19 protein-coding genes, 1 pseudogene and 4 riboswitches are annotated in these 22,993 nt (G+C 50.9%); of the genes and pseudogenes, 4 read left to right on the plus strand and 16 right to left on the minus strand.

Going from position 1 to position 22,993, the window contains the following annotated elements; translation table 11 throughout:
- Nucleotides 1-97 precede the first annotated feature (97 nt).
- Nucleotides 98-1,153 (plus strand): LacI family DNA-binding transcriptional regulator, encoded by a 1,056-nt coding sequence (locus AC506A_RS18980; protein WP_495462576.1) that lies wholly within the window; start codon nt 98-100, stop codon nt 1,151-1,153.
- 152 nt (nt 1,154-1,305) lie between these two features.
- On the opposite strand, the gene AC506A_RS18985 is transcribed toward AC506A_RS18980, so the two are convergent.
- The 6 genes and pseudogenes from AC506A_RS18985 to AC506A_RS19010 form a co-directional block, all read right to left on the minus strand.
- Nucleotides 1,306-1,917 carry a hypothetical protein gene (locus AC506A_RS18985; protein ID WP_495462577.1) on the minus strand — a complete coding sequence of 204 codons (612 nt, stop codon included), beginning with the start codon at nt 1,915-1,917 and terminating at the stop codon, nt 1,306-1,308.
- Nucleotides 1,918-1,932: 15 nt separating this feature from the next.
- Complete coding sequence (locus AC506A_RS18990) at nt 1,933-2,796, minus strand: lipoate--protein ligase family protein (RefSeq protein ID WP_495462578.1); 864 nt, start codon at nt 2,794-2,796, stop codon at nt 1,933-1,935.
- A 5-nt stretch (nt 2,797-2,801) separates the two neighbouring features.
- Nucleotides 2,802-4,229, minus strand: coding sequence for a dihydrolipoyl dehydrogenase (gene lpdA, locus AC506A_RS18995; RefSeq protein WP_495462579.1), 1,428 nt, complete (start codon nt 4,227-4,229; stop codon nt 2,802-2,804).
- Complete coding sequence (lipA, locus tag AC506A_RS19000; protein ID WP_495462831.1) at nt 4,226-5,131, minus strand: lipoyl synthase; 906 nt, start codon at nt 5,129-5,131, stop codon at nt 4,226-4,228. The genes lpdA and lipA overlap by 4 nt, the downstream gene beginning before the upstream one ends.
- Nucleotides 5,132-5,135: 4 nt before the next feature.
- Nucleotides 5,136-5,528: a glycine cleavage system protein GcvH gene (gcvH, locus tag AC506A_RS19005; RefSeq protein WP_475781643.1), complete on the minus strand. Its 393-nt coding sequence runs from the start codon at nt 5,526-5,528 to the stop codon at nt 5,136-5,138.
- 40 nt (nt 5,529-5,568) lie between these two features.
- A pseudogene (locus AC506A_RS19010) lies at nt 5,569-5,724 on the minus strand (serine hydroxymethyltransferase); the annotation flags it as partial.
- A 71-nt stretch (nt 5,725-5,795) separates the two neighbouring features.
- Nucleotides 5,796-5,874, minus strand: a riboswitch (glycine riboswitch).
- Nucleotides 5,875-5,877: 3 nt separating this feature from the next.
- Nucleotides 5,878-5,993: riboswitch (glycine riboswitch) on the minus strand.
- 149 nt (nt 5,994-6,142) lie between these two features.
- Nucleotides 6,143-6,246: riboswitch (glycine riboswitch) on the plus strand.
- Between the two features lie 3 nt (nt 6,247-6,249).
- A riboswitch (glycine riboswitch) is annotated at nt 6,250-6,347 on the plus strand.
- Between the two features lie 99 nt (nt 6,348-6,446).
- On the opposite strand from AC506A_RS19010, the gene gcvT reads away from it, so the two are divergent.
- The 3 genes from gcvT to gcvPB are packed head-to-tail and all read left to right on the plus strand — an operon-like array spanning nt 6,447 to nt 10,437.
- The gene (gene gcvT, locus AC506A_RS19015; protein ID WP_495462580.1) at nt 6,447-7,556 is read left to right on the plus strand and encodes a glycine cleavage system aminomethyltransferase GcvT; all 1,110 of its coding nucleotides are present in this window, start codon (nt 6,447-6,449) and stop codon (nt 7,554-7,556) included.
- Between the two features lie 5 nt (nt 7,557-7,561).
- Nucleotides 7,562-8,917 (plus strand): aminomethyl-transferring glycine dehydrogenase subunit GcvPA, encoded by a 1,356-nt coding sequence (gene gcvPA / locus AC506A_RS19020; RefSeq protein ID WP_495462581.1) that lies wholly within the window; start codon nt 7,562-7,564, stop codon nt 8,915-8,917.
- Nucleotides 8,918-8,973: 56 nt separating this feature from the next.
- Nucleotides 8,974-10,437 (plus strand): aminomethyl-transferring glycine dehydrogenase subunit GcvPB, encoded by a 1,464-nt coding sequence (gene gcvPB / locus AC506A_RS19025; protein ID WP_495462832.1) that lies wholly within the window; start codon nt 8,974-8,976, stop codon nt 10,435-10,437.
- Nucleotides 10,438-10,559: 122 nt separating this feature from the next.
- On the opposite strand, the gene AC506A_RS19030 is transcribed toward gcvPB, so the two are convergent.
- The 10 genes from AC506A_RS19030 to AC506A_RS19075 form a co-directional block, all read right to left on the minus strand.
- The gene (locus tag AC506A_RS19030; protein ID WP_495462582.1) at nt 10,560-11,954 is read right to left on the minus strand and encodes a hypothetical protein; all 1,395 of its coding nucleotides are present in this window, start codon (nt 11,952-11,954) and stop codon (nt 10,560-10,562) included.
- A gap of 75 nt (nt 11,955-12,029) precedes the next feature.
- Nucleotides 12,030-13,361 (minus strand): sensor histidine kinase, encoded by a 1,332-nt coding sequence (locus tag AC506A_RS19035; protein WP_495462583.1) that lies wholly within the window; start codon nt 13,359-13,361, stop codon nt 12,030-12,032.
- Nucleotides 13,354-14,046, minus strand: coding sequence for a response regulator transcription factor (locus tag AC506A_RS19040; RefSeq protein WP_495462584.1), 693 nt, complete (start codon nt 14,044-14,046; stop codon nt 13,354-13,356). Before AC506A_RS19040 ends, AC506A_RS19035 begins: the two co-directional genes overlap by 8 nt.
- A gap of 166 nt (nt 14,047-14,212) precedes the next feature.
- Complete coding sequence (locus AC506A_RS19045; protein ID WP_495462585.1) at nt 14,213-16,012, minus strand: FTR1 family iron permease; 1,800 nt, start codon at nt 16,010-16,012, stop codon at nt 14,213-14,215.
- Nucleotides 16,013-16,031: 19 nt separating this feature from the next.
- Nucleotides 16,032-17,330 (minus strand): iron uptake transporter deferrochelatase/peroxidase subunit, encoded by a 1,299-nt coding sequence (gene efeB / locus AC506A_RS19050; RefSeq protein ID WP_495462586.1) that lies wholly within the window; start codon nt 17,328-17,330, stop codon nt 16,032-16,034.
- Nucleotides 17,331-17,336: 6 nt separating this feature from the next.
- On the minus strand, nt 17,337-18,194 hold the full coding sequence (gene efeO, locus AC506A_RS19055) for an iron uptake system protein EfeO (RefSeq protein ID WP_495462587.1): 858 nt from the start codon (nt 18,192-18,194) through the stop codon (nt 17,337-17,339).
- A gap of 119 nt (nt 18,195-18,313) precedes the next feature.
- Nucleotides 18,314-19,420 (minus strand): Ger(x)C family spore germination protein, encoded by a 1,107-nt coding sequence (locus tag AC506A_RS19060; RefSeq protein ID WP_495462588.1) that lies wholly within the window; start codon nt 19,418-19,420, stop codon nt 18,314-18,316.
- Complete coding sequence (locus AC506A_RS19065) at nt 19,417-20,496, minus strand: GerAB/ArcD/ProY family transporter (protein WP_495462833.1); 1,080 nt, start codon at nt 20,494-20,496, stop codon at nt 19,417-19,419. The genes AC506A_RS19060 and AC506A_RS19065 overlap by 4 nt, the downstream gene beginning before the upstream one ends.
- Before the next feature lie 2 nt (nt 20,497-20,498).
- A complete protein-coding gene (locus AC506A_RS19070; protein ID WP_495462589.1) occupies nt 20,499-21,998 on the minus strand; it encodes a spore germination protein in 1,500 nt (499 codons plus the stop codon).
- A gap of 182 nt (nt 21,999-22,180) precedes the next feature.
- Entirely contained in the window at nt 22,181-22,759 is a 579-nt protein-coding gene (locus AC506A_RS19075; RefSeq protein WP_495462590.1) for a TMEM175 family protein, read from the minus strand.
- Nucleotides 22,760-22,993: the final 234 nt, after the last annotated feature.

Genomic DNA, 22,993 nt, shown 5'->3' on the forward strand with positions numbered 1-22,993 from the left:
TGACAGAATCAAATGTTATAATAATCATTACTTATGACGAAATTGTTAACCTTCTTTATTCGTTTATCTAAAATTCGTACTCGACCGGGAGGATAACATGTCAGCTACAATCAAGGATGTAGCGAAGATGGCGGGCGTTGCTGTATCTACCGTCTCCTACGCACTGAACAACTCACCCAAGATCAGTGAAGAGACGCGCCGTAAAGTAGTTCGTGCCGCTGAGGCACTGAATTTCCGACCAAGCGGGGCTGCTCGTAATTTGAAGAAACGCAAAAGTGAAACGATCGGACTGTTTCTGAACGATCTTGGCGGACCTTTCTACAGCCAAGTTATTGAAGGGGTCCAAGAAATCGTAGCCTCGCATGATTACAATTTAATCGTCTGCAGTACTTATGGCGGTGAGAACAGCTCTGCCCACCGTTTCTTAAGAGAGAAGTTTGTTGATGGCGCTATCATCATGGGAACAGCCATAAGCGACAGTCTCATTCTACAAGTAGCTTCGGAATCCTTCCCTATTGTCGTTCTCGATAGAGAGCTGAGAGGCGATTACGTACATAATGTCCTCATCACTAATGAGCAAGGCGGTTATGATGCAGTCGCTCACCTGATCAAGCTGGGCAGACGCAACATCGAGTTCCTGAGCGGACCAACAGCTGCCTTCGATAACACGCAGCGATACGAAGGGTACAAACGTGCCTTGCACGAACATGATCTTCCTATCCCTAAGCGGATTGCGATGCACGGACGATTCCTCGAAGCCGGCGGCTATCAAGCGGTCAAGCTCCTGATTGCCAGCAAAAGGCTGCCTGATGCTATATTCGCAGCCAACGATGAGATGGCGATCGGTGCCATTCGTGCCCTGCACGAAGCAGGCCTTCGCGTACCTGAGGATATTGCCATTGTCGGTTTCGACAACATTAACCTTGCTCCTCTAATCAGACCTGCATTGTCGACGATCGGCCATTCCAAATTTGAAGTCGGCGCTATTGCCACCCAACTCGTTTTTAATGCACGCAAGGAAGAAGACTCCATCATCCTGCCCACCCAGTTGATCGCCAGACAATCCTGCGGATTCTCAGGCGTCGTGAGTGAACAAGATCATGACAACTTGGTCGCTTCCATTCTTCATGTCGGGGGACGAACGAATCATTAACACTAGGTCGCTTTATTCAGAAGGGATCTGTTGCATTTCCTGAATGTGTGATCCGACAAATGCGAATAAAGCCCGCGGAAATCCGCGGGCTTCATTCTGTAAATACGCTTGTCAATCGAAATCTGCCCCCTCTCCAACAGTTCTGCTTTTTCTCAAGCACGAACCCAGCTAATTTTGGATATGAGTAGGAAACAGACAGCAAGTAGAAGGAACGCAAAGCCATTCTCCAACCGCATGAGTCCGATATGAAAGCTACCCCATTGCACAATTACGAATAGCGCGGAGATTACGAAGCCGATGGCAAGGCCTAATAGCCTCGACCTGACCATTTTATGCTTGAATCCGTCAGGGAGCCCTTGCATTTGAACCTTTGCCTTCTCGGAAGACACGCCAAGATTCACCACCGCAAAGCCGAAGCCTGCGCAGGACACCGCAAAGGTGATGACGGATGAATCGCTGCCGCTCCACGTTAATAGACAAATCGATGAGAACATGCATAGCAACAATCCAATAGGGATGGAAGACCAAGCTGATCGAGCTAGCATATTATCCGGAATGTAGGCTCCAACACCTAGCATGATGCCGGTAATGAGGTTCAAACCTATCGAAATCGGAGATAGGTTGAAGCCCTCCGATAGCGCATACCCAGCAGAAACAAGCAGCACCGTACAGAAGAAATGGGAGGCGAAAAGGGCGATTAGAAGCCGTCGATGCCGCGGTCCATGCTGATTATTCATAGCTGAATGCCGTCGTGTAGGCTTCATCTGATCATCCTCCGTTTATCTTCGAAAATTCCAACCGTCAGCGCCATATTTATCGATCGCAAGCTGGTTGGCCAATTCCGTTTCGAACTCCGTTAAGGTGCCGTTGATGAGTTCGGTTTGCAGACCTTGAGCAAATCCGATGCGAAAAGCTCCCTCCACATCTGAAAGCATTAGAGGCAACTCCCCTTTCCGCCGCAGACAGGTATTTATCGCGACTGCTTTACGCTCGAATACTTTTTTCATCAGCCTTTTTTCCGTCTCGTCTTCGAAACGCAAAACATCGTATAACAGATCCGCATCCAGTTCAATAAGGATGGAGCCGTGCTGGAGGATGACTCCTTTGGTTCGCATTTGAGCGCTTCCCGCGATTTTCTTACCTTCAACGACAAGCTCATACTTGGAAGGAGCATCGAAACAGGCAGCCGACATCAGCTTTCCTCTTGAAGCACTACACGTGGATTGATCCGCCAATACATCAGCCTCTATGCCTTCCATACCCGACATGTTCGCGGCTAAACCTAACTTACGAAAGCCAAACAGCAACCCCATGCTGAGCACGCGATAGGCTTCAACTACGCTGCTCGGAATGCCGGGATAATTCTCGGAGACGATGAGGCTATAGGTGAGCTCTTGATCGTGAAGCACCGCACGTCCGCCGGTTGCCCGCCGAACGAAGCCGAGGCCATGCTTGTGCAACGCATCAAAGTCGACCTCTTCGGCAGCCTTCTGGAAACAGCCAATGGACAATGTCGCAGGACTCCAGCCGTAGAATCGAACGGTTGGCGGTACAAGTCCCCGTACATGAGCAACGACGATCGCTTCATCCATTGCCATGTTCTCTGCCGGCGTCCGATTCCCCGTGTGTACGAACCTCCACATCGCAGTCACATCCCCAGAGCCAGGTTGTCGGCCTCGAGCATGGCTTCGCCGATAATTTCGGAGAGCGTCGGATGCGGATGAATCATTCGGCCGACTTGCATCGAGGTTGCCTTCAACAGCTGCGCAAGCGATGCTTCGCCGATGAAGTCCGTCACATGCGGTCCGATCATGTGAACGCCAAGGACATCTCCAGTCTTTTCATCCGCAACAACTTTAACGAAGCCGTCGGAGTCGCCTAAAACCAGCGCTTTGCCAATCGCCTTGAACGAAAATTTGCCTATTTTGACCGAATGCCCGCTTTCAACCGCAGCTCGCTCAGATAGTCCGACACTAGCAAGCTCGGGACGGCTGTATATGCATTTCGGAACGGAAACAGCCTCTGGCGAATGAGCGTCAAGTCCGCAGATGCTCTCTGCCGCCACCACCCCTTCATGACTGGCAACATGTGCGAGCTGCAGACCGCCGACGACATCGCCGATTGCATAGACATGAGGATCATTCGTCCGCATGGATCGGTCTACCGCGATGACCCCCTGTTCGATCCGCGCCGCCGTTCGTTCGAGGCCGAAGCCTTCAGTATTCGCCGCTCGTCCAACAGAGATAAGCATACAATCTGCCATCAGCGTCTCGATCTTGCCTCCCCGCGAGACCTGCAAGATCACGCCACCACTGTCCGCGAGCACACTGTCCGGAAGCAGCATGGCGCCTGTCAACGTTCTGATCCTGCGTTTCGTGAACAGTCGCGCCAGTTCGCGGGACAAGTCCTCATCCTCCGTTGGCACGATCCGATCTGCCGCTTCGACGATTGTTACTTGCGCGCCGAAATCGTTCAACATCGAAGCCCATTCAACGCCGATGACGCCGCCTCCGACGATTACAATCGAAGCCGGAATGGCTTCCATGGCAAGAGCTTCGTCACTGCTCATAATCCGCTCGTTTACCGGCAACCCGGGGATACGACGGGGACGTGATCCCGTAGCCACAATGAGGTCACGATAGCCGATGCTTATTGGTGAATCACCTTCCGCAATGCCGCTGCCCTTTACTTCTATAACGCCATTGCGATCGCTCGTAATTGCAGTATTAGCAATCATACCCATGCCTTCATAGACATCGATCTTGTTCTTCTTCATCAGGAAGCGTACGCCGCTCTCGAGCCGCTCAACGATAGCATCTTTGCGGGCAAGCACATTACTATAATCAAGTTCGATCCCCTGCACGAGGATGCCGAAGCTTGAGCTGCGCTTCATGGTCTCGTAGAGTTCCGCGCTGCGCAGCAGCGTTTTGCTGGGAATGCAGCCCTTATGCAGACAAGTGCCGCCCAGCTTCTCTTTCTCGACCAGCGCAATACGTTTGCCCAGCTGGGCAGCTCGGATGGCGGCTACGTAACCGCCGGGGCCGCCACCCAAAATCACGATATCATAGTCGTTCATAGTAACACTCCCCCTACAGCACTGGCTGCCTTCGCGCGCTCGACTTGCTCGCGGGCGTGATAAGAACTTCGGACGAGCGGCCCTGCCTCGACATGGGCGAAACCAAGCGCGAGTCCCGCCTGCTTGAGCGCTTCGAATTCCGTTGGATGATAATAGCGAACGACATCCATATGCTTGGAAGTCGGCTGCAAATACTGCCCAATCGTCAGAATATCGCATCCGGCTTCTCGCAAATCACGCATGGCTTCAATAAGCTCTTCCTTCTCCTCCCCCAGTCCGACCATCAAGCCGGATTTCGTCGTCTGACTTGGACGGAGTTCTTTGGCCATGCGGAGCACAGACAGTGAACGGTCATATTTGGCCTTTGCACGCACTTTGTCCGAAAGCCGGCTCACCGTCTCGAGATTGTGGTTCAGCACATCCGGCTTCGCCTCCAGCACGACTGCTAGACGATTCGCGTCACCACCGAAATCCGGGATTAGCACCTCGATGCTCGTTAGCGGGTTTTCCAAGCGCACAGCCACAATGGTCGCAGCAAACATCGCTGCACCGTGATCATTCAGATCGTCACGGGCGACGGAAGTGATGACGACATGCGCAAGTTCCATCTCGTTAACGGATTGCGCCACATGCCGGGGCTCCTCCAGATCGAGTTCTGTCGGCTGGCCCGAGTTCACGGCGCAGAACCGACAGGCGCGCGTGCAGATTCTTCCCAAAATCATAAATGTTGCCGTCCGCTGACTCCAACACTCGAATATATTCGGGCATTTTGCCTCCTCGCACACCGTGTGCAGCTGGCGGCCGCGCATCATCGATTTGATCTCTTGGTATCCGTCTCCTGTATTAAGCGATATTTTCAGCCACTCCGGCTTGCGTTCCCTAGGCTTCGGCATCTTGCGCACCTCCTTATTTGGATGCAACGAACGCCGCGTATCGCTCAGCGCTCCAAAGCGCAGCCACCACTTCCGCCGCTTCGCCTTCCACCTCGACCTCGATAATCCAGCCTTCGCCATACGGGTCCTCGTTCACTTTTTGCGGTTCGTCCAGCAATTCCTCGTTCACTTTCACGACAGTTCCGCTAACAGGGCTGAACAGATCGGATACGGTTTTTACCGACTCGATCGTCCCCATCGGCTCGTTCGCCTCAAGCGTTACCCCCACTTCCGGGAATTCCACGAACACAATGTCGCCTAACTGACATTGCGCAAAATCCGAAATGCCAATTCGAATGATGGCTCCTCGCGCCTCAGCCCATTCATGCTCCTCTGTATATCCCAATCCTGCTCTCACTTCACTCATGTTCAACATCCTTTCCGTTATATGGTAGTTGACTGCTGTTGTCCGTCTGCTGCGATTCCTGCAACGTCCAGGCGTTATTGAGGAGCATTGCTGCATATGCTTTAAAAGAAGGATTTAGTGCCTTGCCGAAGCATACGGCCTTGGCCGCAATGATATGCATAAGCGGTCCGCCTTGGATGCTTGGAAAAATAAATTTATAACCCTGGACCCTCCTATAATGCCGGTAAAGCAATAAAAAGGGACAGAGAACCGGCTATGCGCCAAGTTCTCTGTCCCGGGTACCTGAGAGTTTAAACGGTTCAAGAACCGCTCTTACCCCTTTGGTGGCTATTCGCTCTCTCCAGAGTTGCGTCGAATGGCGGTACGTTTACCTGAGAGATTAATCATCGGCCGGCCGGCCGTCGACTTGCTCCTTCGGTGCCTCCAGAGCGGTTCGCTCCTTCAGTCTCTCCCTGCCATCGTCATCCGCTTATTTGGTTGTTGATGGGTTTAGCTTAAATCAGAGTTATTATTCATGTCAATATATCTAACAAAATATTAACATCATAAATACTTTTTGTTGACACAACCTCTCATTACGGTGTAAGAATAGAGGATAACAACTAAATATGCGGATGATGATAATGGGAGAGATCGCCAATAAGCAATATTTCGGCGGCGCCGAAGGAGTAAACCTTACATAGGTGAATCTCTCAGGCAAAAGGACCTTTATCGGACGCGCCTCTGGAGAGCATCCCGTTCGCGGGATCACCCACGGGGAAACTTATGTCCCTTCTTTTCATACGGACATAGGGTAACTCTCAGGTACAAAGGACAGAGCAAAGAGGAAACGCAGGCAGCTTCGGCTGAGAATGCGCTGCCTTTTTGTTGCTGTCCTTCTTTGCGTTAATATCACGAATTCGAGGAGGAGAGATAAGAATGGCCGATTTGAAAAGAACCCCGTTATACCCGCTCTATGCCGCTCATCCGGAGGTCCGCTGCATCGATTTCGGCGGATGGGAGCTGCCCGTCCAGTTCTCCGGCATACAGAAAGAACACGACGCTGTTCGGCAGCGCGCCGGTCTGTTCGATGTCTCCCATATGGGAGAATTCAAGGTGACAGGCCTATTCGCGGAGCGCTTCTTGCAGCTGTTGACGACGAATGACGTCACTAAGCTCACCGACGGCCAAGCGCAATACTCACTGATGTGTTATCCGGATGGAGGCGTCGTCGACGACTTGCTTGTCTATCGAATCACGGCCGATCAGTTCATGGTCGTCGTGAACGCTTCGAACATCGATAAAGATTACGAATGGATGCGAGATCATTTAATCGGGGATGTCCTGCTCGAGAATATCTCCGATAAGCTGGCCCTTCTCGCCTTGCAGGGACCATCAGCCGCTGCTATTATGGCTGCCGCCGGCGCCGGTGCCGACGTCCTCGAACTCCCTTCTTTCCGATTCGCAACAAGCACCTCACTCGCGGGAGTGAATGCGTTAATTTCGCGAACCGGCTACACGGGCGAGGATGGTTTCGAACTATATGTTCAGGCAGACCGAGCCGGCGACGTCTGGAAAAGCCTGCTCGCAGCCGGCGAACCGCTCGGCTTAATCCCTTCCGGACTCGGCGCTCGTGACACTTTACGCTTTGAGGCGCGTTTGCCGCTATACGGTCAAGAGCTCTCGAACACCATCACGCCTCTTGAGGCAGGAGTCAGCTTCTTCGTCAAGCTCGACAAAGAGGACTTTATCGGCCGAGAAGCGCTGGTCAAGCAGAAGGAAGAGGGACTGTCCCGCAAGCTTGTCGGCATCGAGCTGATTGACCGCGGCATCCCCCGCTCGCATTATCCTGTCTACGGAAACGGCACATTAATCGGAACCGTCACGACAGGCACACAATCACCGACGCTGAAGCGTAACCTCGGTCTCGCTTTGATCGATGCGAACTATGCCGCTCTCGGCACCGAACTGACAGTTGAAATTCGCGGTAAACAGTTAAAGGCCAAAGTCATCAAGACCCCATTTTATAAAAGACTTCCTAAGGAGTGAAATTCATGGCTAATTTACACCGCTACATCCCCGTAACCGATCAAGACCAATCCGATATGCTTGCAACGATCGGCGCAGCATCGATCGAAGAGCTGTTCCGAGACATTCCGGAATCCATCCGTTTCCGCGGTACGATGCCGATGTCCTCCGCGCTCGACGAGTTCTCCCTACTTGAGCATATGAAGGAGCTTGCCGGCCGCAACGCCGACACCGACCGTTACAAAAGCTTTCTTGGTGCGGGAATTTATGATCACCACTTGCCCGTCGTTATCAATCACATGATCTCTCGCTCTGAATTTTATACGGCTTATACGCCTTACCAGCCGGAGATCAGCCAAGGCGAGCTTCAAGCCATCTTCGAGTTCCAATCGTACATTTGTGAGCTGACTGGTATGGCTGTCGCAAACGCGAGTATGTATGACGGCGTTACCGCCCTAGCCGAAGCAGGCGCCTTGGCTGCAGGAGCAACGAAGCGCAACCGGATCGTCATCTCGCGCACCGTCCATCCGGAAGCCCGTGAGATGGTCCGCACGATGGCTCGCGGCCTAAACCTGGACATCGTCGAAGTCGGCTATACGAACGGCGTTACAGATCTGAACGCCCTACAGGCAGCCGTAGACACCAAGACCGCAGCCGTGCTCGTGCAATCACCGAATTTCTTCGGCGCAGTCGAGGATCTAGCCGCCATCGAGCCAATCATTCACCATGTTAAAGGACTGCTTGTTGTCAGCAGCAACCCCTTGTCGCTCGGTTTGCTGGAGACCCCAGGTAAGCTCGGAAGCGACATTGTCGTCGGCGATGCACAGCCGCTTGGCATCTCGCAATCGCTCGGAGGGCCGACCTGCGGGTTCTTCGCCGTCACCGAGCCGCTGATGCGGCGGATGCCGGGCAGGATTGTCGGCCAGACCACGGATATCGACGGAAAGCGCGGCTTTGTTCTGACGCTGCAAGCTCGAGAGCAGCATATAAGGCGGGAGAAAGCGACGTCCAACATCTGCTCGAATCAAGCATTGCTTGCTCTATGTGCTTCAATCTACTTGTCGACGATGGGCAAAGAGGGCTTGCGCGAGGCCGCTAACTTGAATGTACAGAAAGCCCATTATACAGCCGATCAGTTTGCAAAACGTGGCTTCGAACTCCCCTTCTCCGCTCCGTTCTTTAATGAATTTGTCGTGAAGCTGCCGACCAACGTTTCCGTAAAGGAAGCGAATCTGAAGTTGCTTGCAGCCGGCTTCCTCGGTGGCTGCGATCTTGCGTTCGCCTACCCGGAGCTGCAAGGACATATGTTAATTGCTGTGACGGAGAAACGTACGCGCGCGGAAATCGATAATTTTGTCACGAGACTGGAGGAAATGGCATGACTACGCATTTAAATGATGGTGATTCTACCATTGCGCATCAGAACGATAAGAGGAACATGTCTTTGAAACCGGCCAAATCGCTGATATTCGAGCTCAGCAAACCAGGGCGCGTCGCTTACTCCCTCCCACCTTGCGATGTACCGGAATCGGATCCTTCTGCCTTCATTCCTGCCGCAATGCTAAGACAAACGCCTGCACAGCTTCCCGAGGTTTACGAGGTCGACGTAATCCGTCATTACACCGAGCTGTCCCGGCGCAATTTCGGCGTCGATAACGGCTTCTACCCGCTCGGCTCCTGTACGATGAAGTATAATCCGAAAATCAACGAAGACACCGCTCGTTTCGCGGGCTTCGCCAAAATTCATCCCTATCAACCGGAAGAGAGCATCCAAGGCGCGCTCGAGCTGATGTATGTGCTTCAGAACGATCTGGCTGCACTCACCGGCATGGATCAGGTTACGCTTCAGCCGGCTGCAGGCGCACATGGCGAATGGACCGGGCTGATGATGATTCGCGCTTACCATGAGAGCCGCGGCGATGTGCGCACCAAAGTGATCGTTCCGGACTCCTCGCACGGAACGAATCCTGCCAGTGCCACCGTCGCAGGCTTCGAAACCATCACAATCAAATCGAATGAGCACGGCATGGTTGACCTATGCGCGCTGCGCGCAGCTGTCGGCAAGGATACCGCAGCGCTCATGCTCACAAATCCGAGTACCCTCGGCCTGTTCGAGGAACAGATCATTGAGATCGCAGAGATTATCCACGAGGCTGGCGGCCTACTCTATTATGACGGAGCGAATTCGAATGCGATCATGGGCATCACCAGACCCGGCGACATGGGGTTTGACGTTGTCCACCTTAATTTACACAAGACGATGAGCACGCCGCACGGCGGCGGCGGCCCGGGAGCCGGTCCTGTCGGCGTGAAGAGCACGCTCATACCGTTTCTGCCCAAACCTCTTGCAGCCAGACGCGATGACGGCACCTATTACTTTGACTACGACCGTCCTGAATCAATCGGCCGGGTCAAAGCGTTCTACGGCAACTTCGGCATTCTTGTACGGGCATATACGTATATTCGGACTTATGGACCGGAAGGGCTCCGCCGCGTCTCGGAATGTGCGGTTCTAAATGCCAACTATATGATGCACCGGCTCGCTCCTCATTTCGAGCTTCCTTACCCCGGCGTCTGTAAGCATGAGTTCGTGATGTCCGGTCGCGGCCTGAAGGAGTACGGCGTCCGCACGTTAGACGTAGCCAAGCGGCTGCTCGACTTCGGTTACCATCCGCCAACCATCTATTTTCCGCTCAACGTCGAGGAATGTATCATGATCGAACCGACCGAAACAGAGAGTAAGGAGACTCTCGACGGGTTTATTGATACGATGATCCAAATTGCCGAAGAAGCACGCACGAATCCAGCCCTTGTACTAGGCGCACCTTATAATACCGTCGTACGCCGACTGGACGAGACGACAGCCGCCCGCAAACCGGTCCTCAACTGCGCGTGCAGCTAATCAGCAGCGCAAGCTAAGCCAATATCGAAAAAAGCTTAATCCGATCTCCTCTAAGAGATTGGATTAAGCTCTCATCTTTATTTCAAACTAATTTGTGTCGTTCTTTCTCGACGCGCGCCGATCTATTTTTTCTGAACAGGGCTCAAGCTCAGCTTCTCATCGACAAACTTATCGACGAACGCACGAGCATCCTTCTTTTCCTGATCGGCTTCTGATTGCGTTAGTTGTTTCTTATCCACAAGCTTCTTCAGCTGCTCTTGTACATCAATAAGCAGAGCATCGATGAGCTGCTGACGAGTAAATCCTTTGTCTTGCGCGATTTCGGTAAGTGATTTACCGGAATTCACAAGCTTCTCAAGTGCGGCTTTATCTAGCCCAAGGAACACAATCGCTGCTTTTATATTGAGACCATACTTGTCATCCGACATTTGCTTATTCAGAGGCTCATTTACAATCCGATTCGCCTCGAAGCTGATCTTCTTCTTCCGATTATTCTTGTCATCATCCGTCAGTTTCTCGGAGTCATCAGGATTCTGCAGGCCGCTCATGAGCTGATTAGTCACTTCATCAATAATCGGCTGAATCGCGATTCCTTTCTCTTTCGCAAGATCCGCGAGCGATTTGCTCGCTTTAGCTGCCTTCTCATAGGCTTCTTTATCCAGACCGAGCTTCGTTATTGCAATTTGGGCTACGTCGACGCCTACCCCGCCGTGATCCTCTTTATAAACCCGTTCACGCTTAGCCGCCTTCAGCTGTTCAGCCAATGGCTCGGTTACGATGCGGTTCGCCTCTAAGCCAACCTTCTTCGTGATATTGCTTTTCTCCTCAGCCGTCAACTTCTCGTCATCATTGTGCTTCTGTATACCTGCCAGCAGCTGTTTAGTCAATTCGTCGATAATCGGCTGAATCGCGATCCCTTTCTCTTTCGCCAGATCGGTGAGTGATTTGCCGTCTGTGACCGCTTTCTCGAAGGCTGTTTTGTCCAGACCGAGCTTCGTCATGGCCAATTCAGCGATGTCGGTTCCAATGCCGCCATGATCTTCGATATATACCGCATTGCGCTTGTCATCCTTCAACTGCTCAGACAGCGGCACGGTTAAGACCCGATTCAGCTCGGTGCTGACTTTCAGATTAATATTGTTTTTCTCTTCGTCGGTCAGTTGCCCCTCAGAGCTGCGTACCTTCTGTATTTCTGCCACCAGCTGTGCAGTCAACTCATCGATAATCGGCTGAATCGCGATCCCTTTCTCTTTCGCCAGATCGGTGAGTGATTTGCCATCTTTGGCTCCAGCCTCGATAGCTGCCTTATCCAGCCCGAGCTTCTTCACCGCGATGTCGAGTACGTCAATTCTTGCATCCTTACGTTCCGATTTGACACCACTTTTGTTGATCGAAATCACATGATACTTCTTGTCCGGGTTCTTCTGGCTTGCCCCATCCGCTGCCGCATATGCCGATACCGGAATCGCTACAGCTAGTGCAATGGCCGCTCCGGCCAGCTTCCACTTCTTGTTCATGTTGATGATAACCTCCTGTACCTTAATTCCGCCCATCAGCGGTTACAATACTGATTCTATCGAGACATTCTGAAACTAATCTGAAACGTTCGGCATCGTCACGCGAAATGTCGTACCAACCTCTGGTTCACTCCATACCTGCAATCTTCCCCTGTGCGAAAGAACGATTTGCTTCGCGATGGCGAGACCGAGTCCCGTTCCTTCTGAGCGGCGTGTGCGCGCTTGATCTAACCGATAAAACCGCTCGAATATGCCGGTTAAATGCTCTTTCGCAATACCGATGCCGGTGTCGGTTACCGTGATCGAAACTTCATTATGCCCGGATTCGATTGCAACGGTTACCGTTCCCCCCGAACGATTATACTGAATCGCATTCTCCGCGAGAATGAACGTTAACTGCCTGATTCGCACCTCATCGCCTAAGAAGTCTCTTTCAATCGGCTTTTCGGAGCCTTCCACTAACTGCAGTCGCACCTGTTTGCCCTGTGCAATCGGCTCCAACTGATCCATCACTTGCAGGACCATGCTGCGCAAGGAGAAGGGCCGCTTCATAATTTCAATCCGTCCGTTCTCACTGCGCGCAAGCGTCAGCAAATTATCGACAAGTCGGATCAATTGATGAATTTCCTTACCGGATTTGGCGAGCACATTTCGGTAAAACTCCGGCAGCGTCTCTCGCTGTTCATTAAGCACCTCCACTGAGGACCTTAGAATACTAAGCGGTGTGCGCAACTCATGGGATGCATCAGCCGTGAATTGCTCCTGCCGCCGGTAGGCATTAAATATGGGAACCATTGCTCGACCTGCAAGTAAGTACCCGGCAGCGGCTCCTGCCAACAGCATAACCAGAGCAAATCCTGCAAACGCCCACCTCAATTGGACAAGCAAGGCGACATCGCCTGTCACTTCCTGCGCGACGATGACTCGGTATTCTTCACCGGTTGAGGCATGGAGCATTAACCCGCCGATACGAAACGTTCTCCCATCAGCACGCACATTGTGATAGTCGTCGTCCGGCTTGCTCAGCAAGCTCGGAAGCAGCGGCAGAATGGGGAAGTTGTTGGGTGATAGCTTACCATCCTTGATCCCGGGCGATTGAAGCAGAATTTCCCCGCGGGCTGAAATCAGCCACGACATCTGATTTAATTGAAGCCCCTTCGGTGAGAACGCATCATTAAGCTTCTCGTCATTTATTTCTTGGTCAAACAGTACAGCCGCTTTCGGCGAATCCAGCAGCTCTTGGAGATCCTTCGCGTATTGATGACTAAGTGAATTTAGCTGGTTATTCTCCGTCGACGTAAGGATATATTGGACCATCCAATGCGCGAAGAAGACGGTAAGGAGAAGAATAATTCCGATCGTGATTGAAAATTGGCGCGTCAGCTTGGTCTGCGTTCGTTTAAACATGATGCTTCCCGCCGTTCTGCGAGAGACGGTAGCCTGCACCGTAAACGCTGTGAATACATTTGTGCACGAAAGGCCCGTCCACTTTCTTGCGAAGCAGCTTGACTGTGGAATCAACCGTATTCAGTGTCACTTCTGCTCCTACGCCCCAAACTTGGTCCAGCAGCTGTTCGCGCGACAGCACCTGCCCTTCATGACGCATTAAACAGACAAGCAGTTGAAATTCACGCCGGGTTAACGTAATCGCCGTTCCATCGCGCGTCACTTCGAATCGATTCAGATGGGCAACCAGCTCCCCAACCTGCAGGGAATCGGATTGTATGACACGTTCTTGACGCCGGAATAACGCAAGGAGTCGCGCCTCCAGTTCTTCGAACGCAAACGGCTTGATCATATAATCATCTGCCCCACCGAGCAATCCTTCTACCCGATCCTGTACGGCGTCGCGCGCTGTAAGCAGCAGAATCGGCGTATTGTCGTCCTTTTTCCTGGCTGCTCTAACCAGCTCCATGCCTGTTGCACCCGGAAGCATCCAATCGAACACATAGACATCATAACGGCCGGGAGCCATCGCTTGCCGCGCCTCCGTACCATCCTTCATCCAATCCACGACATGATAGCGCCTCAGCAGCTGATGCTCCGTTAACTCGCCCAAAGTTTCATCGTCTTCCGCAAACAGAATCCGCAACTTCTTTTCCCCCTATATGAACTTGACCCATTTGATATCCAGCAAACTGCTCCCATCATTATACCTGCAAAAGATGAAAGCATTCTGAAAAACCAGAAACGAAAAAAGCTTAATCCGATATCCCCATAAGGATTTGATTAAGCTTTCTTGTCGATTTCAAGCCAGGCTAGGTCGTTCGCTCACGACGCACGCCGATTATATATACGGAAGTATACCGAATCAATAAATATAGAAGCAGAGCAGCTTGCGGAATAACCGTTTCTAGTGTCGGGTAGATGCCCAGGACATTCACTGAGATGCTTCTCGAAATGGAATGTGCCGGCACCCAGGCAGCAACCTGCAGCGAATGAATGCTTTCGCCGATGAACCGGAACACCAGCACATAGATGAACGCCGAGGCCGTGAGGAAGAACGGGCGAAGCGGCAGCTTCACACTGTACTTGATCATCAGTACGGCAAGAATCAGGAGTAACAGCAGCGCCACCGCGATACCAAGCAGCATTTGCATCGGATCGATCGACGGGGCCATTCCGACATAGAATATAGCCGTTTCCGCTCCTTCACGGAAGATGGAAAGCCCCGATACGACAAACAAAGACCATAAGCTGCCCCGTGCCAAGGCACCTCCGACCTGCTTATCGATGAAGGCATTCCACGCACGAATGTTGGACTTCTTATGAAGCCAATTTCCGACTAAGAGCATGAAGAGAACGGCAGCAAGCCCGCTTAACCCTTCAATCTTCTCACGCATAGTGCCTGACATCGCCTGCGAAACCACATAGGTCAGAACAATGGCCATAATTGCGCTTAGCAGCAGGCCAGCGCCTGCACCGCCCCAGATCCATTTGCGCTTATCCGCATGACCGGCTTTATTCAGATACGATATAAGGGCAGCCAAGACTAGAATAGCCTCGAACCCTTCTCTGAGCAAAATAGCTCCTGCATCGAAAGCGTTGTAACTCGCTTCCTCCAGCATCGGTGCCAATTGTTCCTTCATGCCTGCGATGATCTCGCCGGCTTTCTCTGTCTCAGGAGGCTCGGAAACCAGATAGCCTGCAGCTTCTGTCATCCGATTCTCGATATCGCGATAAACCGCAGCTGATCGCAGCTGGACTTCTCCTTCTACGCTCGGCCACATGCGAATGAAAGCTTGCATTTGGCCGTTCGATTCCGCAGCATGACCTGCCTTCGCATCCGCTTCCGCTTGATTGAGCACTTCAAAAGCATCTGCTAGCGTTAAACTCGTATCTGCTGCTGTCTTGGCAATCTTTCCGGACGCATAATCCTTGACCTGCTGCAGCAAAGCAGCGGTTTCCGCTTCGGCTTGTGCTGCGCGCGGAGGGTCCGAACGAAGCGCGATCCGAATCATGCTCATGCTCGTCTCAAGTGAGCCATACACGATGACGTTATCGCCCCGAATCGGCTGCTCGATCTTCTTCCAGCCACTGTCGATCTGTCTGTAGTCCGCATTCGCTGCAGACCAGGACGCTTCCTTAATATGCGTACCCAGCTGTTCCAGTAGAGGGATCAGCGTCGCTGCTGCATCAGGGCCGGTCATTTGCGTCTTGCCGCCGACTGCCTTTGCATAGGCATTGACGGCCTTTGCTGCTGCTGCCAATGCTTTCTTCGCCGCAGCAGGATCATCTTTCGCGGCAGCCACAGCTTTATTGGCATGCGCCATTGTAGAATTCACATTCGCAGCCAGGTCCGAATTCTCCGCCTGAATGCCTTCCCAAAGCTGACTCGCCTCAGCAAATGCGTCCTGTGCCTCCGTAAACTTCTCTTGTCCGATATCTACAAGCGCTTCGCCGATCAGGGGAAGCACTCGTTCGACCGGCGATTGTTCAACTGCCGCAATAGCTGTACTTCCCATTGGAAGCCACAACATAAGCGCTATAAGCAAAATAGGGAGCAAGCTTGCTTCCCGCTTCATTCCATGCATGAGTGTACTAAACTTAGACTTCATCCCTATCGTCTCCTTCCGCTCACAGCAGCGTCTCTCCAATGTAGCCGCCTTTGCGGACACCCGGAAAGCAAGCGAATATCGCGCTCCCGTGGTGAAGGATGTATTCGTTCAGCTTGTCGGTTGCAAGCCGCTGCTGCATCGGAATAAACTGCTTGGCTATATCACGTTGATAGCTGATGAACAGTAGGCCCGCATCCAATTGTCCGGTCACCTTATCGAGACCGCTCGAATACGAATAGGAGCGCCGAAGAATCCGAATCGAACTGTCTCCTCTTGCAAGGCGAACGTGGGCATCCATCGGAATGATCGGGTTCCCCTTCTCATCCTTCGCCGCAAGATCGAGCTTATCCGTTTCCTTCTGACTTCCAATCGGTGCTCCGCTGTGCCGATGACGGCCGAACGTGTCTTCTTGATCCTTAAGCGTCGAACGGTCCCATACTTCAACGCGTATCCGAATTCGCCTTACCACCATATAGCTTCCCCCTGCCATCCAAGGAGCGCCATCGCCTGCCCCAGCCCAGACGACCTCTTTCATCGTCTGCGCATCATGAATATCGGGATTGCCGGTACCATCCTTAAAACCCATGAGATTTCGCGGTGTTGCACCAGACGGATCCGCTTGGCCGGTGCGTTGAAAGCCCTCCTGCGTCCATCGAAGGACTGCTTTCCCTCGCGCTATGCGGGCGAGGTTACGAATAGCATGGAAAGCAACCTGCAGATCATTGGCACAAACTTGCACGCCGATATCTCCACCCGTCCATTCCTCACGCAGCGCATCGCCGTTAAAGAGCGGCAGCTCAGCGAAGTTCGCCGGACGTTTTCCCGCAAGACCAAATCGTTCATCAAAGAAGCTTGGACCTACCCCAAACGTAATCGTTGTACGAGATGGGTTCAGTCCGGCAGCTTCCCCCGTATCCGTAGGAGGTACATGTTCATTCTCATGAACAGGCTCTCCGACTAATTGTCCACGAGTCATTGCGCTGGAAGCTTCCGTCCACTTCTTGAATAGCTCACGTACATCCGCAATATCCGTCGTTCGCAAATCAAATGCGGCAAAACAAATAAAATCCTGTGAAGGCGTTGTAATGCCCGCCTGATTCGAACCGTAGAACGAAACCATATCCTCTTCGGACTGTGAAGCCTCGTTGCCGCGCAGACGGCTGCTTGCTTCCAGCAGCCCTCCGGTTCCAAGGCCGCCCAGCAGAAGTCCAGCTCCGCCGATACCGGCCATCTTAAGCAGATCGCGCCGACTAACAGGTTTTTTCCAAATCCCGCTTTGTCCCTCTTCCGGACGGTTTTTCTTCTCCCGGTCCTTCATATGTCATTACGCCCCCAAAATAGTACCCATCTGTGAAAGCGGCTCTGCAAGCGCATCAAGAGATTGGCTTAGCGATTTGGTATCGGCATCCTTTAAGTCAGTAAACAAGACATAGCCGTCGCCTGATTTGTACTTATCAAGAAGACCTTCCAATTCGGTAAAACGTTCACCGATTTGCTTCTCCAGATCTGCATCTTTCTGCGCAAGCGCAGGCTTCAGCAGTTCATAGATCTTCTTCGCTCCCTGTACGTTCGCAACAAAATCGTACAGATCCGTGCGGGAATAACGCTCCTCTTCCCCTGTTACCTTCGAGGAGGAAACCTCGTTAAGCAGCTCTACCGCTCCGGTCACGAGCATCGTGCTGTCTACTTCAACGGTTTCCATCAATGCGCGAAGCGCTTTGACATCACTGAGAAGTCGATCGGCAAACTCTGTCATGCCGTCCGTAGAGTTATCGACCCACAGCGCTTTCTCGATGCGGTGGAATCCGCGCCAATCGGCTTCAGCCACATCGCCCTCGCGCGCATCGATATTCGGATCGAAGTCGCCAAGCGATTCTGCGATCGGCTCAATACGCTCATAATACATGCGTGCAGGGGCATAAAGGTTCTTCGCCTCATCGATATTGCCTGCTTTGACGGCATTTACGAACTTCTCCGTATCCGCGATCAATAGATCACACTGCTCAATGCCGAAAGCTTGATATTGGGCTTGCGCCTCGGTTAGATCAACTGCTCCTTCACCATTCGCAGCTGCTGCATTGGTTGCCTTGGACGCATTAGAATTGTTGTCATTCTTACCGCAACCGGATAATACGATTGCTGCCGCTGTTAATAGAACTGCTCCTCTATACCAAACTTTCATTTCAACATCCTCCTAGTAATGATAATCAATCTCATTATAAGCCTGTGGATGTGAAATCGTAAATGCTATGCCAAAAAAAAGATGACCTCTCCATGACGAGAGATCATCCTTTAAACCTTTCACTTAATAATGCCCGTACTTGTAATATGAACTCGAAAATCCGGTTTGATCTTCACTTCCTTATAGTGATCCTTCCAATCGATGGATTTCCACTGCTTGGGATGATGAGCCTTAAGGCTTCTTCCGATGCCAAGCGCATCGCATTTCGCTTGAAGCAATTTGCTCGCCACTTTCGCTGCTTGTTTGTTTAGGCTTGCGTTAATTTCTTTCTGCACCTTTTCACGATCGATTGGCAGCCCCTGATACCCGGGATAACTAGTAATGTTGCCATACAGGTCTACCTTAACAGTATATTCGATTTCAGACGTCGTTTCATTGACCGACAGATGCCTCGAGTGCTTTAACTTGATTGCACGAAAAGTAAGTAAGCTCCGTTCGATAGGAATATCCAACATTGCAAAACCGCCGAGCTTGCCACGCATGAGCAGTAGTATACTGCTGTCATCATTAGACAAGGTTACTCCGGTGTACTTGTCTCCACTGAACAATCCGATACTGTTAATGGCTAGCGCTTTCTCTTCGACTTTATGAATGACGGGAAGAACCATATCTTCGCCCGGATCAAACATTTGACTCCAGATCGAATACAGCGTTTGATTCGGAACAATCGTCGTGCGGACGGCTCCATTCATCATCTGCTTGATCCCAAATGCGACCGGACTATTGTCTAGCTTCTTGAAGGATAAGACTTCGGAAGCTAAACCCTTGCTTATTAGAATATTCGAATTCAGATATCCTTTCGGATTCCGATAAAAATATTCTAGGGGTGCCATTATCCCCTGTTTGGCGAGTTTTTCCCCAATGATGACAACATGCGTCTTGCTGGCTTCGACGGTGCCGGGAAGCATGTTATCTATTTGAAAGCCGATACTGCTCGTTGTTGTTCCCTCAGCTTGCATCTCTTGGTCCTTCACGTTGAACTGGCCGCCGCCTTTACTATCCAACTGGATGGCTCTGATAGTCACCTTTAATGGATTGTCTTCCGTAACATCCAAACTGATCCCGTTTACCATTTTCTTCGTGGATAAATATTGGCTGTCCCAGCAGCCTGTTAAGATAACCGAGCATAGGAATAGGATCCCAACCGAAACAATCATTCTTCTCATGTTGATCCGACCTTTTCTTTGGTTTTAACAAGGAAGGATGCAAGCCAGAGCAATGCCGGCACCGCTGCAATCATGATCAAATAGCCATATTCCAGCCATTTCGTGAATGGCTTTGCATTTTCAATTGTCGAAATATACCATGCGGCGAAGAAGACGATCCCCCCGCTGAACCATACAAGTTTGCGATAGGAGCCTTGTTTAGTCGTTAGGCTTTTCCCTGCGACGCATAAATACGAAACGATGGTAGCAGTCATCGGAATGATCCAAATTGACAGGAAGATCAGATCTAAACGATCAAACAGCTGAAAAGACAGTCCTTTAAATAGAAATAGTACCGGTTCTTTCACCTGCTCTAACGCCTTAGGACTGAGTCCAATCAAACAGATAAAGACAAAGTACGTATAAAACAAAGTCACAAAGAAATTGGCTAACGATATGACGGCCAACTTGCTCTTCCGGGTTCCTTGAACATGAGCATAGAAATACAATGTCACCTCGAACCCGAGCATCGAGAAGAACGTTTTCTCGCTTCCGCTCAGAATTTGTGTCACCCCTGAATGGCCAAGAGGCAGAATGTTCGAAATATGTGTAACATTTTTAAAGTTTAAAATACTGATCAATATCAAAACGGCAAACAACACGGAGGATAAAACAAAAAATCTAGCGATGACCCTCAAATTATCAATCGCCAAATAAATACTTGTGCAGACGATAAGCAGAAGCAGCACCCATTCCGGAGTCAAAGGGAGCATCCAAGTTGTGATCAGCCCCGCGTAAAGTGAACATGCATATGCCGCAATGAGTAAAAAGAAACTATAATAAACGAAGTTGATCGCTCTTCCCATAAAACGTCCCAGCATGCGTACCGTAATTTCGCTTAATGTTTGGTTCGGAAATTTCTTAAGCAAACGCCAATAAATGAGCAGCATCAGCTGAATGATTGCCCCTGCAATAATGACCGAAATCCAGGAATCTCCATCCGCCGTGCTCTGAATATCAGAAGGCAAAGATAATAAGCCTATTCCAATCTGCGTTTTGATGATCAAAAAAAACAATTGGGATCTGCTTATTGTCATTTTCACGGCCGTTTCCACCTCCCGAATATCGCCTGCTTTATGGGACTGCCTTCCGTCTTACTTGTGCTTTTATTGACCATCCACAGCGGCAGTCTGAGAAAAACATCTTTAAAGCTTTCTTTGCCTTGAAACGGACCGAACGGCGCGAAATACGGGATGCCCAATGTCTCGATCTTGCAAAGGTGAATAAATATGAGCATGACCATAATGGATATGCCGAAGAATCCGAACAGGGATGCGGCCAACATCATCGGAAATCCCAGAATTCGAAGGCTCGTTCCGAATTCGTTAATTGGGGTTACGAAGGACGCGATCGCCGTTAACCCGATGACAACAATCATCGTATGCGATACCAACTGGGCTTCCACCACGGCGGTTCCGATGACTAACCCGCCTACGATACCGATCGTTTGGGAAATAGGCGTGGGCAGTCGAATTGCTGCCTCTTTCAACAGCTCCAGTATGATTTGCATCACAAGCGCTTCCAGAATAGGCGGTAAAGGAACGTAGGTTAACGACACCTTAACCGAATACAGAATCCCGATTGGCAGCACTTCAGAATGGTAGGACACGGTAGCGATGTAGATCGCCGGCAAGCAAATTGCCAGAACAAAACTAATCAGCCGAATGAACCTATAAAAGGAGCCGATGATCCAGCGGCTGTTGTAATCATCCGGCGACTGGTAGAACGAGAAGAATGTAATCGGCAGGACCAGAACGCTTGGACTGCCGTCGACGATGATCGTAATTTTGCCTTCCATGAGGTAGGAAACCGCCCGATCCGGCCTCTCGGTCTGCAGCGTTTGCGGAAACGGCGACAGCGGGTGCTCTTCAAGCATTTCATCAATGTTTCCGGCGGAATACAAATATTCCAGATCGATCTCGGCGAGCCTTCTCTCGCATTCTGCAACGACTATGGGATCCGTAAAGCCATCCATGTAGAGCATGGCTACTTTCGTATTGGTGACACTGCCTAACGTGTAATATTTCACTTTCAATTTGGGATTCTTCATACGATTGCGAAGCAAAAATAGATTTGTACTGAGGCTTTCAATAAAACCATCATGCGCGCCTTTAATGATCTGTTCGTCTCTAGGCTCTTGTATGGCTCGGTCTTGCGACTTTGCTACGGGTATCACGATGACTGTCGAGTCGCTTTCCGTTACAATGACGCAATTACCTTCAAGCATATATTTTCCGATTTGAATTAGATCGGATGACTTTTTGACTTCGACTGCAGTTAATTTCTGCTCGATATCATCGGAGCTGGGTTCCAGCAATGCATCGATGATAAGAGTTTGAATGGAAGCCGACTGTACAAGTGACTCCAGATAGATCAATGCGCAGGTTTGATCCGAGTATGTGAGCTTCTGCATCTTCAAATCTTCTGTATGCGAGAAATGCTGCTGAATCTGAGCACTCTTCTGATCGATATTGCCGGATTTCAATTCAATCGTTACTTTAGGACCGGAATTTGTTTTTCCTTTCTCCATGCGAAACATGCCATCACCACCTGCCAATAGTTAATTCTTTCCTTATTGTTCTCAAGCAGGCTATTATTTATGAAAATGGTGCGGCTATACAAGAAAAAACAGTTAGATCAATGGTTTGATCTAACTGTTCGATGATGATTCTATTCTATTAATTGCCTCAATTCCATAACCAGCCAGCCCGCTCGCTAGGTTTACTTCCTCTGTAAGACATGTTCGATCCGCTTATCGGGCACAAACCAAATGATCGCGACCAGTGCAAAGAAGAAACACGAAACCCAGGCGTTAAGATAGGCGGTCACGATTGCTAGTGTATAGATCACAGGCGATATCTTGCCTTTGAAATCTCTTCCTATCGCCGCTCTAATAGCAGAATCAGATGGGTGCTGGCCCAGAATCGCGCGCTGCAATAACCAATATGCTATAGAAGCAAGCAGCAGCACGATGCCATATAACGCTGTAGGCGTGGGAGCAAAGTGACTCTCTCCAATCCAAGCCGTAGAGAATGGGACGAGAGAAAGCCAGAACAGCAGCAGCATATTAAGCCACATCAGCTTGCCGTTCATCGTATGTACGGCGTGAAGAAGATGATGATGGTTATTCCAGTAGATGCCTACGTAGATAAAGCTGAACAAATAACTGAGCATCTTCGGCGCCAGACCTACCAGCGAATGCCATTCATGGCCCTCCGGCACTTTCAATTCAAGCACCATGATCGTAATAATAATGGCTATTACGCCATCGCTGAATGCTTCCATTCGATTTGCTCTCAAACTGCTCCCCCTCTCTATGTAAAGACGTTGCCCTGGTTGATTCGACAGATGCGATCGAAAACCTCTTTCACGGACGGCAAAAAAGGCAACCATAACGGTCGCCTTAGGCTCAAATCGCACTCCTCATCTTGAATTCCGCGAAAATCTAACGAACCGTAGAGGCGTTATTGGGCCGAATTTCGGGGCTTCGAGAATCTAACGAACCGTGGAGGCGTTATTTGAGGATAATCGGCT

It is taken from the genome of Paenibacillus sp. N22P23 (assembly GCF_059383735.1).